Origin of the sequence: Pseudomonas sp. NBRC 111140 (assembly GCF_001320885.1) — a bacterium.
Taxonomy (GTDB): Bacteria; Pseudomonadota; Gammaproteobacteria; order Pseudomonadales; family Pseudomonadaceae; genus Aquipseudomonas; species Aquipseudomonas putida_P.
In genome coordinates, this window is the sequence record NZ_BCBQ01000024.1 from 57,263 (window position 1) to 70,981 (window position 13,719).

Below are 13,719 nucleotides of genomic sequence, written 5' to 3' on the forward strand. Positions count from 1 at the left end.
CGCGGGAGATCAGGTCAATGGATCGCTTGCATTGGTTTCCTCAGCCGTTCCCTGATGAGTCTCTCTACAGCCTGGCGGTCCGTTATCATAGGCTGTCGTCGAACGACAGCTATCGCCGGACAAGCCAGGAGTTGTTCGGCGCGTATTCCAGAACCTGTGGCTCTATCCTGCCGTGCTGCTTGGGTGCTCTGTCGCAACGGTTAGCATCAGCTTATTCGGTAGAGCATTTGATCGATCGCTTTACCCTTTTGCCTCTGTACGAACCTTTTTTGAATGACACGAAGAGCAAAGCCGCGCGTATCGCCATGACTGGTACCGACGGCACGGGCCTGAAAATGAGCCTGGGTCTCACAGCCTCAGGCTTCCTCAAGCACGCGTCGTTCAGGTACTGCGAGAGGTGTGTTGAAGAAGATATTCAAAACTGCGGCTCGGCCTACTGGCATCGTATTCACCAAGCAATGGGTACTTGCATCTGCCCGCTCCATGGAGAGGTGCTCTGCGGGACGATGTTTCCGGATGGAACTGACTGGCGTTGCATGCTGTTTCCGGCGGAGGCAGCGGGGTCGCCAGTGATGCGGGCTCCTGACTCTTCAGCTGCTGTGATAGGTGAAATGCAGTTTTGGGGACTTGAGCACCCAGCGGATGTACAAAATCTGCTGACCGGAAACTTCCTTCAGCATCGTCTGGATGAGATGGGGTTTCTTAAGGCTGGTCGGGTGAGGGAACAGGTATTAAGGAGCTTCCTGACGCCGCGTCTTCTCTGTAGCCCTCGCGCTAATGAGTTCCAGGAGCTCAGTTGCTCTTGGGACTGGGTGTTGGGCGTCGTGCGTCCACGCGGGGCGGTCGTACAGCCATTAAAATTCTACTTTCTTTGCTGGCTCCTTGAGGCAGACCTTGAGCACCTCAAATCCTTTCACCCGCGAGCTGATGCTCGCAGCGGTGAAGCGGCTAGGGGCAACGATACTAGGCCCCTCATAGAGGACGGCGAAATTGAGGCACGCCGCGAAGCTTTCTCGAGCAGCAAGAACGCGAAATGCCATGATAAGCCGGGCTATCAGTGGCTTTACCGCCATGATAAGGAGTGGTTAGCGCAGTATGTGTCTGCCCATCCTTTCATAAGGGTAAGGAGGGGGTTGGTCGATTGGCATGCGAGAGACGCAGCGCTTGCTCAAGATCTGCTAATCGCCAGGGACCAGATTCTGTCTACGCAGGGCAAACCGAAAAAGGTGACCCGCGCCGCGTTAAGCAGGAAGGTCGCTCGTAGCCATGATTTTTTGAGGGTACCTGATAAGTTCCCAATAAGTACTTTGTTGATGAAAGATATTCTCGAATCTGATCATGACCATCAAGTTCGTAAAATCAGATGGGCGGTGAGACATTATCTTCTATCTGAGCGAAGTGCTATAAGTGTTGTGTACCGGCTTGCTGGGATTCGGCTGTCTCATGTAACTGATGAGGAGGTACTAGGTATTCTATCTACTGTATGATATTTGCGTTTGATGAAGTCAGACCGAATAAGTTCATTAACTTCGTTTTGCAACTGAGTGCACGCGGCACTGTTTGTTAGCAAGTCTAGGTATCTGGCAGCGGTGCGACAGCCTAGGAAGGCTTGAATTACGAAGTTGTAATCAGTCGCCCCCTTTGAATAGGGATTTATAGTTTTTGTGCCGAGCTCACGCACTATAATTTCAGACACGTATCCATAATTGCCGTATATTTCATCGAAATAATTTTTGTATAAGCTTTTGGTCACTATCCATTCAGCGTTGTGCGTTTTAGCTGGAGGGCCTTTGTAGTTCAGAAGTTCTGCGATAAATATTGAATACAGATGGTTCGGTGATTTCCATTGACGTGTCGGGTTTTTGTATTTTTGACTGCATATTCCTAGTTGGGTTATTTTATGCTTATTAATGGGGGTTGAACATGCGGGGCAGATAGTTATGAGGTCAGAACCATGGATGCTACAAACCTTAACATAAGACTGTACATGGCTTCGATGTACGTACGCTGTGCCGTGATTCTCAAAGTCCTCGAATGCGCATTCGGGGCAAATTTTTTTCCAATAAGCGGGGGTTACTATTGTTTGGTTTGTAGGTCGGCCTAGCGCTGCGGTGAGAGGGTACAGGGTGTGGTTGTGCAAAACCTCTTCCGTGATTTTTCGTTCAGTAAATAAGGAGGGAAATTTAAAAATTGCGTACCCCCTAATTTCCGCTTTTCCCCCAATTCCTTTGCGTCCGTAACCTGTTCTTGGTATCGGTCTTATCCGGAAATCCTCATGTGGCAGGGTTCGGATACCGAGCATCTCGTTTCCCCGCTGCAGTGCCGACGCCACATATTCTCCAGGTAATGGTGTGAAAATCTTCATTGCTATAGCATCCTCATTTTTGGAGAGAACCACTGCATGCCGAATCCCCCTCGCAATCACCATTTCGTTCCACAACACTTTCTCAAGGCTTGGCAATACGCTCCTGGGAGAGTCTTCCGCTACCGCCGACTGCCTTCGAATGGTGCGCTGGAAATCAAGCCGGTTGCTATAAAACATACTGCTTCGATTGAGGACTTGTACCGTATCGACTTTCCCGATGGGGGATTTGAGGTCGAATCCAGCCATATTACCCCGATGATTGATGAAGCGGGCCATAAGATCATCGAAAAGGCACGTAGCAGTAGAGTTCAGGGTTGGAACCATCTGGACCGCCGACAACTGGCGAACACCCTGACGTTTCTGGAGGCTCGCCATCCCGACATTCTAAAAGCCATGGATATCCGCTCGGAACTCGATCTTATTAGGCAAAATATGAAGGATGAGCAGATCTCATCACATACTTCGATCAATGAAGTGGTTGACTATTTTAAATCAAGCAAGTCCCTCGGTGCGATGTCGTTAGTCCTATTCGCCCAGAACGAGATTTCGCCGTTTATTGACGAGGCATTTTCAGATGGACTCTTGAAGGCAACCATGCGGGAGTACAATTGGGAACAACCGGGCTTGCTCGCATCTGATTACCCCGCATCTCGCTGGGGAGACTATTTGAGGGACCTGTTGTTCATCATCGCCATCTCGCCAGGTAAAGCTTTAGTATTCTCCAATAACCCCAACGTTGTCGTCTATGATCATCTCAAGCCGCACGTACGTGCTCGGCTGATCAATCTGTATTCCTTGGCGAAGGCGCGCACGGCTTATTACTTCGACGAGACTCAGGGCGAGTTTGTCAGCGCTCATCTCGGCTGGGCTCTAAACCGCTCCACTCTTTCAAAGCAGCGCGACTACGTCAAAGATTTTTTACTCGCCGAGAATGCTTGGGACCTCTAGCATTTTTCCAGATGGCAAATTGCCTTCAATTGACCAGTGAGCCTCATTGAGGCTGACCATGAGGAGCCGGTTCCAGCAAATCTATAGCAGGCCGGTAGCGATACTCTTGCGGCGAAAAGCGTCCCTGGGGGCCAAAAAACAGCCTGGCTGTGAACTTTTCCAAGTAGGTCACCGCTTCCTCTGATGCGTGCTGTACGAAATAGGCCCGCTGCGCTGCGGGCAGTGTGGCGCGGTGAATCAGACAGGCCTTCACCATTTCTGCCAGCACAGAACCGCGAACGTCGTAACGCGCATCTACGGTGTGCAGGACAGTGCAATAACAGGACTGGTATGCCGATTGATGATCGACCTGCCATTGGGTATCCCGATTCATCCCTGGCTCCCCGCCTGCCAGGAGGCTAGGAACTGCAGCACTCGTTCAACTTGAACCTGACTGACCAGTTGCTCCGCGGTCTGCTGTTCGAAGGTCGGTAACGGCTCGAGTCGAAACCAAGTGATCGCCCGTTCGACGGCGACTCCGCTCTCGTCTAGGGCCAAGATCACCCGCAAGACATCCGCGATAAAGCGTTGCGTCGCTTCGGCGTCGGATGCGCTGGTAGCATCTGGTTTGCTGTGACGATAGGCAGCGATCTGACCGGCAAACTCGGTAGGGCTGAGGCCAAAGATCTCGGCATAGCGCTCGACCGAATAAGGCGCCCCGCTCGTAGGACACAGGTAGTCGATCAGTTCGGCGGCCGACAGTACCGCTGTCTGGAGTGTCCCCTGGTTCATGGCGCATTCCTCCTGCCACGTTTCGCTCACAGCATGCCCCCAAACCTGCGAGAAGCAAAGCTCCCGTTCGCTAGCCCAGGCCATTTATGACCTCATTTTCCAAGGAGTCCCCAAAGCTATTTTCCGGAGCTGGTCGGAACCAAGCTCATCCCAATGCTGACGGAAAGATGGTTGAGATAGCCATAGATGTTGATCTTCAGCAGTGCAGCAGGGTACGCAGGGCGTCCAGTTTCGGTGAGAACCACACCACTGAAGCCCAACGGGTGAGATCAAGCTCATCGTCGAGCACATCGATTACTCGAACCTAGTTAGTATCTGCGACATAATCATCCAGGCTCTCAGGCCGCAACGTGCATTAATCTCGATGCTTGCCTTGGAGGAATGGCCTCATGGACTACTCCGCTATGACTGCCGACGGCAGAATAACATTAGCACTGGTCAAGGTTTTACACAGCCTGGGCCGGTAGAAGACGCTGGCGAGAGGCAGCTAGCAGCATGCGGCACTAGTTTTCTACGCTTGGTTTTCCGATCAACCGAGAGTGCTTTGGTTGGACCATTGGCGTCTAAAAGGCTAATAATCGCTCTGCAATTTAAGCAACAGCCTTTTCGGCCAAAAAGCCAAAACCAGGCCGTGAGTGGGTCCGGGCAACTGACAGGATCTGCCTGTATTTCGCTGTCCACAGGGCCCTTTTGTGGAGTGTTTAGCAAACCGATACTATCGTCGCATTACTTTCACGCCTAGGACCCTTTTATGCATATGAGCTTCGGAGCTGGCGACCTTAACGAATACCTTGCTGACCTGTCGGGTTATAAAGTTGGTTTGGCTTTAACCCTGGAAGAACTCTACGACCATCTCAGTGGTGAAGAAGGATACGCAGATCTCGCGCGAGAATCTGAGCAGGGCGGAACCACCCCGACGGGTTGAGCCAGCTGGAGCTCCTGAGTCTAGTCCAAACAGGATTCTTTTTCAGCGACGTGAAGTGCATGGTCGAGTCATCGAGCCTGTTCAAGGCTCGTAACCTCGTCGGGCGAATCACAGGAAGATCGACCAGAAGCATTCACCGTCTGAGCCATCCCGCTCAGGCCCATCGTCTGGATGCCCAGCAGAGCGCGGTGGCGTTCCAGTATGCGAAAGGACTGGAGCTTGCATCGAAGGTATTTGGCTCTCAGATGCTCGCGGAGCAGTGGCTTTGTCGGCCGTGCGGCCGTTTGTTGGGGTTTGTACCCTTCGAGATGCTCGACACGTCGCTCGGGTTCAGCGTCGTAGCGGACTATCTTGAGCGTATACGCTTGGGTGTCTACCAGTAGCTTGCCTGAGGGCGAGGTTGGTATGCGGCGAGGAGGCAACGCTACCTCTTTTTACATGCGGGACTTACAACCTTGTAATTCCCGTATCACTCAATTGACAGCGATCAACCCCTAATCTTCAGTCACGTTTATTGGAGTGATTGAAATGAAAGTCATCAAAAGTATCACCGCTATCCTGGCCCTAGTGGCTTCGTCAGCCGTACTCGCCGAAGGAGGATCCGACCGTCTGCATGGAAAGATGATTCAGGCCAATGAGCAAGCTATGCGAGCTTATGCCGCTGCCAAGGGAAAGAACCCACCGGAGGTGATCCACTATCGCTACGGGATGCGGCTCGACGTGGCGAAGGTGATCAGCATGACGTCGACCAAGGCGAGCTGTGACGTGATGCCGGCACAGATGAATTACGAGGATTCCAACGGAGACGTGAAAATCCTTGAATACCGGACCGCTGGAGTCGGTTGCCGGGGCCAGAACTGAGCACTGAGCGAGTGGACAGGACTTACTCTGATAAAACGCCGGGTTGAAGCGTCAATTCCGGCAATAGATCGCCTGGTTACCGGCTTTCATGACTGGTGGAGTACGATGAGGACTGGTAGCTCAGGCAGGAGAGTCCAATGACTCAATCAGCGCGCACCACGGTAAAGTGCCTAGATCCCGGCGACGGCTCCGGCGATGTGATTGTGGAATTACCCGATGACATTTTGCGCGAGCTCGGGGTCACGACGGGCGACAGACTCTCCATCGAGCTCATCAACGGCGATATCGTACTCAAGCCAGTCCGCGAGCGCCGTGAATCTGACTAGCTACCCTTTGTAGCCCCTCTCTGTCGTCCTGTTGAGCTGATGAAGCTTTCTAGCGGGGGAATAAGGGACGGCAGTCAGCCTACCGCCGTCCTCCTGGTAGGTGCGTTATTTGGCTGGATAGTTGGCGACTACTTGGTCCTCGCCGCTTTTGATTAAACCAATGACTTGGTAGGCATGGCTTACGCCATCAACCTCCATGCCTGGGGACCCAGCTGGCATTCCTGGTACGGCGATCCCGACTAGATCGTTCCGCCCCCTGAGTTCTCGAATCTGCTCAGCTGGCACGTGACCTTCAACAAACTTTCCGTCGATCACAGCTGTGTGGCAGGACGCTAACCGTGGCGATACGCCCAGCTTCTGTTTCACTGCGCTCATGTCCGTCTCAACATGGTCGGTCACTTTGAAACCATTGGCTTCCAGGTGCGCGATCCACTTCTTGCAGCAACCGCAGTTCGCGTCTCGGTGAACGTCGATGGACAATGGCTCGGCAGCATAGGCCGCCGAGGTCACCAGAAGCCCAGCGATAGCGGCTAGCCGAACGAATATCCGGTTAGTTGGCATGAGTGTGCTCCTTACCGTCTTTGTGAACATGCGTCTTTGGCGACGATGTCGGGTGGGCATCCGAATGGGCCTCGGCCGCATTGTGGTCACCGTGATGATCTGCCGCTTGAGCGGAGCCTGCGGGTGCAGCTCCATGGTCGTGAGCTGCCTGGGCATGATCGTCGTCTGCCGCTTCATCGTGATCACCATGCTCGGCACGACCGCTCCCGCCGTGCTGGCCCTCATGGTTGTGCATATCGCTTTCACCGCCGCCGTGCTGGTGGCCGCCGCTCGTGGCCACCAAGGCCTTGTACTGCTCGGCATTCATCTGGGGCAGTTGATCCAGGAACGCGACGATTCCCCAGATGTACTCATCGCCCATGCTCTTGCCCCAGGCGGGCATGCCCGTGGCTTTGATACCGTGCTTGATTGTCCAGAATGCGGCGGCTGGATCGCCTCCGACACCCACCTTGGTGAGGTCGGGTGGCGACGGGTATAGCGCTTGGCTTAGCTCAGTCTTCCCAACGCCAGGGGCAAGGTGACAGCCTATACACATGGCGTTGTAGTTGCCCGCCCCCGCTTTGATCAACGCGGCTTCCTTCAGATCAGGGACTTCGATGTCTCGCGCTCGAACCTCAATAGACCGATCACGAGCCATGGCGAGAAAGGAATGGACTGCCGGGAAGTGAGGATCATCAGCGCCGACATTCACCAGACCGAAATAGGCTGTGCCCAATACCGCAGCACTTCCGACAGCACCGGCCCCAAGCAGCGTTGTAATTGTTTTTTTCATGTTGGAATTCTCAGAACCACATCCGGATACCGGCAACGAAGCGTGCCTCATCAACATCTCCACCCTCGTCTCGGATGAAGTCAGCGGTGTTGCCGTAGGAGCGGCTCCAGGTAACGCCTATGTATGGAGCAAACTGGCGGACAATTTCATACCGTAGGCGCAGCCCGACTTCGGTATTGGCAAGGCCCGAGCCAACGCCGCGCTCAGGATCGTTCTTGCCATAGAAATTGACCTCGGCCGTGGGCTGCAAAATCAAGCGATTGGTCAGCAGGATGTCGTATTCGCCCTCAAGACGCGCAGCAGTCTGACCGTTCTCGCCTATAAACGCCGTGGCTTCGGCCTCGAAGTCATACAGAGCCATGCCCTGAATACCAAAGGCTGCCCAGGTCTGTGGGGATTCCGGTTTGAAATCCTGGCGGACCCCGGCGACCACATCCCACCAAGGGCTGACCGAGCGCCCGTACAGGAGTTGCAGCTCAGCATCTTCGGTTACCCCATTGGTGCGCTCGCCTTCCGAACGAACCCAGAGGCGATTAATGTCGCCGCCTATCCAGCCTGATGCGTCCCAGGCCAGGGTGCTGCCCTCATCGGCGTCCTGGTATTCGAGCTGGTCCAACAGGAAGAAGCTGTTGATTCCGCTGTCGTGCACTTGGTGGCCACCCAGGGGCGGAAAGGCCGACTCGCGATCCGCATCAGTGAGCACTGGAATCGGCGTGCGGCTCGTCGTGGTCGGAGAAGTCGCTGAGCTATGGTTCATCTGGGAATGGTCCATGCCCTTCATAGAGCCGTGATCCATGCCCTGCATGTTTCCATGGTTCATTTTGCTGTGGTCCATCTTGTTGTGGTCCACCGGGCTGGATTTACTCTTGCTTTGAGCATGCCCCATCTGGCTGTGATCAACAGGGGCAGGCTTTTTCTGCTGTTTGCCCATCCCCATCTTGCTGTGATCCATCGCCGGCATCGATTCGGATGGAGCAGCATCCATTTGCATGGAGCCGTGCCCCATTTTCGAATGATCCATGCCCGAGTGATCCATTTCTTCAGCAGCGAAGCTGGGCGTTACGCCCAGCATGCTGATCGAAACGGTCAGAGCCAGCAGCGAAGGCCGCCCGAGGCTATTGGCCATCTTTCCCTGCCTTAGCTTTGTCGCTGCCATGCGATTTCATCATTTTGTCGTGGTCCATGCCTTCCATCGAGCCATGGTCCATTCCCTTCATCGAGCCGTGGTCCATACCTTCCATGGAACCATGGTCCATGCCTTCATGGTTCATCCCCTGGCCCTGCTTGTCCTGCGAGCCTTTGGCTTTGCCGGCCTCTGTGGTTTTCTGGGAATGCTGATCATGATTGTCGCTGGACCACGACGACGGGGCATAAACAGCCAGAATGCCTACCATCGCAGCAGAAAGGAAAAAGGCGCTTCGTTTCATTGGTTTGCTCATCTCAAATCTCCAGTTCATTCGTCCACACGTACTTCTCGGAACATGCCCATTTCCATGTGGAACAGTAGGTGACAGTGATAGGCCCAACGTCCCAAGGCATCTGCGGTGACGCGATAGCTTCGTTTTGAGCCAGGTGGCATGTCGATGGTGTGCTTGCGAACCATGAAGTTGCCGTTCTCGTCCTCCAGATCACTCCACATACCGTGGAGGTGGATGGGGTGAGTCATCATGGTGTCGTTGACCAAGGTGATGCGAAGACGCTCGCCATATTTCAACCGCAGCGGTTCAGCGTCGGAGAATTTGATACCGTCGAACGACCACGCGAACTTCTCCATGTGGCCGGTAAGGTGCAGTTCGATTGTCCGTCCAGGCTCTCGACCATCGGGATCGATGAAGGTGCTCCGCAGATCGGCGTACGTCAGCACTCGACGCCCGTTGTTGCGTAGGCCAATTCCCGGATCGTTCAGCTTTGGCGTTGGCGACATAGTCTGCATATCGACCAGTGGGTTGTTGGTCTCGGAAGCCGGATGGCTTTGCATTGCGCCGCTCATGCCGGCCATGCCTTCATTGCCCATCCCAGTCATCTTGCTGTGGTCCATACCGGCCATGCTGCCGTGGTCCATTCCAGCCATCTTGCTGTGATCCATGCCGGCCATGCTGCCCTGGTCCATGCCAGCCATGCTGCCATGATCCATTCCGCCCATGCTGCCGTGGTCCATGCCCATATCGCTCATGGCGATGATCGGGCGTGGATCTACCGCCGGTACGGGCGCTTGCAAGCCTTCGCGAACTGCCAGGGTGCCTCGGGAATACCCGGTACGGTCCATGGATTGCGCGAAAATCGTATAGGCCTGTTCGTTTTCAGGCTCGACGATGACATCGTAGGTTTCAGCAACGGCGATCCGGAACTCATCGACCGATACGGGTTTGACGTACTGGCCGTCGGCAGCCACAACCGTCATCTTGAGCCCAGGAATCCGGACATCGAAATAGGTCATGGCCGAGCCGTTGATGAATCGCAGGCGGATCTTCTCGCCGGGCTTGAAGATACCCGTCCAGTTGCCGTTCGGAGCTTGGCCGTTCATGAGGTAGGTGTAGGTATACCCGCTCACATCTGCGAGGTCGGTGGGGCTCATCTTCATTTCAGCCCACATCTTCCGATCCGCTACAGCGGCCGACCAGCCTTTCTCGCTCACGTCGTCAACGAAGTCGCTGACCGTGCGCTTGTGGAAGTTGTAATAGTCGGACTGCTTCTTGAGTTTGGAGAGCACCCGCGCCGGGTCCTCATCCGTCCAATCGCTGAGCATGACGACGTAATCGCGGTCATATACAAACGGCTCGGGATCCTTAGCATCGATCACCAGTGCGCCATAGACCCCAGACTGCTCTTGGAGGCCTGAGTGGCTGTGATACCAGTAAGTGCCGTTCTGGTGGACCTTGAACTTGTATTCGTACATGCCATCGGGAGCGATGCCGTGAAAGCTCAAGCCCGGCACACCGTCCATATTGGCGGGCAGGATTATGCCGTGCCAGTGAATGGAGGTGTCCTGTTTCAACCGGTTGCGTACACGCAGCGTCACGGTGTCGCCTTCGCGCCATCGCAGGATCGGCCCAGGCACGGAGCCGTTGATGGCCATGGCCGTACGAGCTGCCCCCGTAATGTTGACGGGCAGTTCACCGATATACAGGTCGAATTCATTGCCGCTGAGCACGTTCGGTTGGCCAGGGCTGGTCACAGCCCAGACCGGCGCGCGCCACATGCCGAGCCCACCCAGAAGTCCGGTAGCGGCCAGGCCTTTGACGAATGATCGTCTCGTGGTTTTGCTTTGCATGCCGTTGCGTCCAGTCAGGTAGATCGCTGATATCCAGGCTGCTCGATGGCGCAGCCCTTGGGTTCGTTGGAGCTCTCACCAGTCTCGTAGACTTTCGCTACTGCGCGAGGCTGATGAGAGGCCGTAGTCTGAAACTGCCATAGTTCAGATTCCGGAGTGATTACATTTCTGTAAGCTCGGATCAGCAGCTCTCGTGGCCGACATGCTTGCTGGACTGTGCGGCGACCGGCGGCTGCTCTTTCTCCTGCTGCGCAACCTGATAGGCCTGCATGGAGTTTTGGCGAGCCGCTTCCATCCGCGCAAAGGTCCGGTCCGCGCCGCCCTCTGCCAGGGCGATGCCTGCCATGCCGAAGGTAACGACCACCACAATTGCTTTGACCATGTTCATCTGGAGATCCTCAGTGGGTTCTGCGCCTCATGGCGTCAGGTACAGGGTCAAATTAGCCTCGCGGTGCTGTCAGAAAACTGATCGCGACATTACTTTTCCGTCAGCTTCTGGTTGGGCGTCTTTTTTCCTGCAAACTGGAGATGCACTCCGCGTGGATGAGAGCAGATGAAATTACTCGTAGCCGAAGATGAGCCGAAAACCGGTGTCTACCTCCAGCAAGGCCTAACAGAGGCTGGCTTCACTGTAGACCGGGTGATGACAGGCACTGACGCCCTGCAACAGGCGCAGAGCGAAGCGTATGACTTGCTGATCTTGGACGTAATGATGCCGGGGCTCGATGGCTGGGAGGTCCTGCGCAAGATCCGGGCAGCGGGGAAAGACGTGCCGGTCCTCTTTCTCACGGCCCGTGATGGCGTAGATGATCGCGTTAAAGGCTTGGAGCTGGGTGCTGATGACTACCTTGTGAAGCCCTTTGCGTTCTCTGAGCTGTTGGCTCGGGTCCGCACACTGCTGCGCAGAGGCAACGGTGGTTCTGCTCAAACCACCATGAAGATGGCGGACCTTGAGGTTGACCTGCTCAAGCGCCGGGCTACGCGAAACGGCAAGCGGATCGACCTTACTGCCAAGGAGTTTGCCCTTTTGGAGCTGCTCATGCGCCGACGCGGGGAGGTGCTCCCCAAGTCGCTGATCGCTTCTCAGGTCTGGGACATGAACTTCGACAGTGACACCAACGTGATCGAGGTCGCGATTCGCCGACTGCGGGCCAAGATTGATGACGACTTCGCGCCAAAGCTCATCCATACCGCCCGAGGCATGGGCTACATGATGGATGTGGCAGAGTGATGCGCCCGCAATCATCGCTCGTCAAGCGACTGACCCTGATGTTCATGTTCGCGGTGACTGCTGTCTTGGTCGTTGCCGGCGTGGCTTTCTACGGGCTCAGCCAGCACCATTTCCGGATGCTGGATGAGCAGGCGCTCTCCGAAAAGCTGGAGTCAACGCGTCATATTCTGTCCATTTCAGCAGCGCGAGGCGAGCTCGGCGATCAGGAGCAGCAGCTGCGGGCATTGCTCGGCGCACATCAGGATCTTTCGGCGAAAATCACCAAGGCTGACGGAACGACCCTTTTTTCAGACTCCAAAGCCTCCCAAATTCCTCAGCGGTTCGAGCAGGCGCGCCAGGGTGCGGTCTGGGAGTGGCAGGATGAATCGCAGAACTTCCGCGGTATCACCGCCCAGTTGGCCATCGCGGGCGAGCCGGAACCTGTGACGGCGGTGCTGATGCTCGATGTCACCACTCATGCCCATTTCTTCCACACCTTGCAGTGGTGGTTCGGGATCGGCTTGGTGATCAGTGCAGTGGTGAGTGCAGGCTTGGGCTGGGTCGTGGCCAAAAGCGGGCTTCGGCCTGTCGGGCAAATCACCAAAGTGGCGACCGCGATGTCAGCAAGATCGCTCCGCGAGCGCATTCCCCTGAAGCCCGTACCGATTGAGCTTCAGGAGCTCATCCTGTCTTTCAACGGGATGCTGGGACGATTGGAGGATGCATTCGTTCGGTTGTCCAACTTTTCTGCCGATATCGCTCACGAGTTGAGAACGCCGGTCAGCAACCTACTGACCCATACTGAAGTGGTGCTCACCAAGAAGCGTGACCTGGATGCATATGAGGAAAACCTCTATTCGAACCTGGAAGACCTCAAGCGCATGTCGCGCATGATTGACGACATGCTTTTCCTCGCCAAGGCGGACAACGGTCTGATCGTGCCCGAGCAGATCGATGTGGACCTCTCCGAACTCGTATACAAGCTGTTCGAGTACTACCAGTTCCTGGCTGAGGACCGGGGCATTCAGCTGACCCTCCAAGGTCGTGGCAAGGTTCGTGGCGATCGCCTGATGATTGACCGAGCGCTTTCCAACATTTTATCGAACGCGTTGCGCTACACCCCGGAAGGCAACGAGATATCAGTGCAGATCGAGCAAACACGTGAAACCGTGACGCTATCCGTACGTAACAGCGGAGTAACCATCGATCCTCAGCACATTGGCAAGATCTTCCACCGGTTCTATCGGGCCGATCCAGCCAGACGCGAAGGCGGGCCAAGCAATGCAGGCCTAGGCCTGTCGATAACACGCTCCATCATCGAGGCTCACAGCGGACGAATTTGGTGTACTTCAGCGGAGGGTGTCACAACCTTCTTCATCAGTCTCCCAGCCTCCATGCGGTTGGTTGGTGCAGCCCCAACCCCTTAATGGTGAGTTCATCCCGGTAACCTATACTCGCCCATCCTGATTCTTATCGTGGCGCTTCCGCTTAACGGGATGGCGGGCATCGATTCGGCGACTGAACCTTGCCCAATGCAGACCATGGGCATGGAAATGATGGCGGGCATGGACCATGCCTGCTGCCAGGACCAAGACCTGGGAAAGACTGGTGACCATACCAATCCTGCAAGGTAGGCCAGGAGTGCAGGACTGCCAGCACAGTGCAGCCCAGCTTCCTAACGCCTGGACTGACTATGCCAAGCCACGACC

The 13,719-nt window shown here is 55.3% G+C and carries 16 protein-coding genes and 1 pseudogene; 8 read left to right on the top strand and 9 right to left on the bottom strand.

The window, feature by feature from the left end; translation table 11 throughout:
* The first annotated feature begins 17 nt into the window (after window positions 1-17).
* On the top strand, window positions 18-1,487 hold the full coding sequence (locus APH42_RS10505) for a TniQ family protein (protein ID WP_012316938.1): 1,470 nt from the start codon (window positions 18-20) through the stop codon (window positions 1,485-1,487).
* 914 nt (window positions 1,488-2,401) lie between these two features.
* Window positions 2,402-3,313, top strand: a complete 912-nt coding sequence (locus APH42_RS10510; RefSeq protein WP_016489903.1) for a DUF4238 domain-containing protein — start codon at window positions 2,402-2,404, stop codon at window positions 3,311-3,313.
* 43 nt (window positions 3,314-3,356) lie between these two features.
* Here APH42_RS10510 and APH42_RS29140 read toward each other — a convergent pair whose 3' ends face one another.
* The 3 genes and pseudogenes from APH42_RS29140 to APH42_RS30440 all read right to left on the bottom strand — a co-directional run.
* A complete protein-coding gene (locus APH42_RS29140; protein WP_016489902.1) occupies window positions 3,357-3,686 on the bottom strand; it encodes a hypothetical protein in 330 nt (109 codons plus the stop codon).
* On the bottom strand, window positions 3,683-4,084 hold the full coding sequence (locus tag APH42_RS10515) for a hypothetical protein (protein ID WP_024717850.1): 402 nt from the start codon (window positions 4,082-4,084) through the stop codon (window positions 3,683-3,685). Before APH42_RS10515 ends, APH42_RS29140 begins: the two co-directional genes overlap by 4 nt.
* 155 nt (window positions 4,085-4,239) lie before the next feature.
* Window positions 4,240-4,433: pseudogene (locus APH42_RS30440) on the bottom strand (IS5/IS1182 family transposase); the annotation flags it as partial.
* Between the two features lie 402 nt (window positions 4,434-4,835).
* Here APH42_RS30440 and APH42_RS29850 point away from each other — a divergent pair.
* The 4 genes from APH42_RS29850 (at window position 4,836) to APH42_RS10530 (ending at window position 6,196) form a co-directional block, all read left to right on the top strand.
* Window positions 4,836-5,009: a hypothetical protein gene (locus tag APH42_RS29850; RefSeq protein ID WP_016489901.1), complete on the top strand. Its 174-nt coding sequence runs from the start codon at window positions 4,836-4,838 to the stop codon at window positions 5,007-5,009.
* A 59-nt stretch (window positions 5,010-5,068) separates the two neighbouring features.
* Window positions 5,069-5,392 carry an antitoxin Xre/MbcA/ParS toxin-binding domain-containing protein gene (locus APH42_RS10520; RefSeq protein WP_012316933.1) on the top strand — a complete coding sequence of 108 codons (324 nt, stop codon included), beginning with the start codon at window positions 5,069-5,071 and terminating at the stop codon, window positions 5,390-5,392.
* A 145-nt stretch (window positions 5,393-5,537) separates the two neighbouring features.
* Window positions 5,538-5,870 (top strand): DUF2790 domain-containing protein, encoded by a 333-nt coding sequence (locus APH42_RS10525; RefSeq protein WP_012316932.1) that lies wholly within the window; start codon window positions 5,538-5,540, stop codon window positions 5,868-5,870.
* Window positions 5,871-6,007: 137 nt separating this feature from the next.
* Window positions 6,008-6,196, top strand: a complete 189-nt coding sequence (locus APH42_RS10530; protein ID WP_016489899.1) for an AbrB/MazE/SpoVT family DNA-binding domain-containing protein — start codon at window positions 6,008-6,010, stop codon at window positions 6,194-6,196.
* 105 nt (window positions 6,197-6,301) lie between these two features.
* Here APH42_RS10530 and APH42_RS10535 read toward each other — a convergent pair whose 3' ends face one another.
* The 6 genes from APH42_RS10535 to APH42_RS10560 all read right to left on the bottom strand — a co-directional run bounded on the left by APH42_RS10535 (window position 6,302) and on the right by APH42_RS10560 (window position 11,188).
* The gene (locus APH42_RS10535) at window positions 6,302-6,757 is read right to left on the bottom strand and encodes a DUF411 domain-containing protein (RefSeq protein ID WP_012316931.1); all 456 of its coding nucleotides are present in this window, start codon (window positions 6,755-6,757) and stop codon (window positions 6,302-6,304) included.
* On the bottom strand, window positions 6,747-7,529 hold the full coding sequence (locus tag APH42_RS10540; protein ID WP_012316930.1) for a cytochrome c: 783 nt from the start codon (window positions 7,527-7,529) through the stop codon (window positions 6,747-6,749). The genes APH42_RS10535 and APH42_RS10540 overlap by 11 nt, the downstream gene beginning before the upstream one ends.
* A gap of 10 nt (window positions 7,530-7,539) precedes the next feature.
* On the bottom strand, window positions 7,540-8,655 hold the full coding sequence (locus APH42_RS10545) for a copper resistance protein B (protein WP_012316929.1): 1,116 nt from the start codon (window positions 8,653-8,655) through the stop codon (window positions 7,540-7,542).
* The gene (locus APH42_RS10550; RefSeq protein ID WP_012316928.1) at window positions 8,645-8,968 is read right to left on the bottom strand and encodes a hypothetical protein; all 324 of its coding nucleotides are present in this window, start codon (window positions 8,966-8,968) and stop codon (window positions 8,645-8,647) included. Before APH42_RS10550 ends, APH42_RS10545 begins: the two co-directional genes overlap by 11 nt.
* A 14-nt stretch (window positions 8,969-8,982) precedes the next feature.
* On the bottom strand, window positions 8,983-10,800 hold the full coding sequence (locus APH42_RS10555) for a copper resistance system multicopper oxidase (RefSeq protein WP_012316927.1): 1,818 nt from the start codon (window positions 10,798-10,800) through the stop codon (window positions 8,983-8,985).
* A gap of 181 nt (window positions 10,801-10,981) precedes the next feature.
* On the bottom strand, window positions 10,982-11,188 hold the full coding sequence (locus tag APH42_RS10560; RefSeq protein ID WP_012316926.1) for a co-regulatory protein PtrA N-terminal domain-containing protein: 207 nt from the start codon (window positions 11,186-11,188) through the stop codon (window positions 10,982-10,984).
* Window positions 11,189-11,353: 165 nt separating this feature from the next.
* Here APH42_RS10560 and APH42_RS10565 point away from each other — a divergent pair, with 165 nt between their 5' ends.
* Window positions 11,354-12,031: a heavy metal response regulator transcription factor gene (locus APH42_RS10565; protein ID WP_012316925.1), complete on the top strand. Its 678-nt coding sequence runs from the start codon at window positions 11,354-11,356 to the stop codon at window positions 12,029-12,031.
* On the top strand, window positions 12,031-13,437 hold the full coding sequence (locus APH42_RS10570; protein ID WP_012316924.1) for a heavy metal sensor histidine kinase: 1,407 nt from the start codon (window positions 12,031-12,033) through the stop codon (window positions 13,435-13,437). Before APH42_RS10565 ends, APH42_RS10570 begins: the two co-directional genes overlap by 1 nt.
* Window positions 13,438-13,719 lie beyond the last annotated feature (282 nt).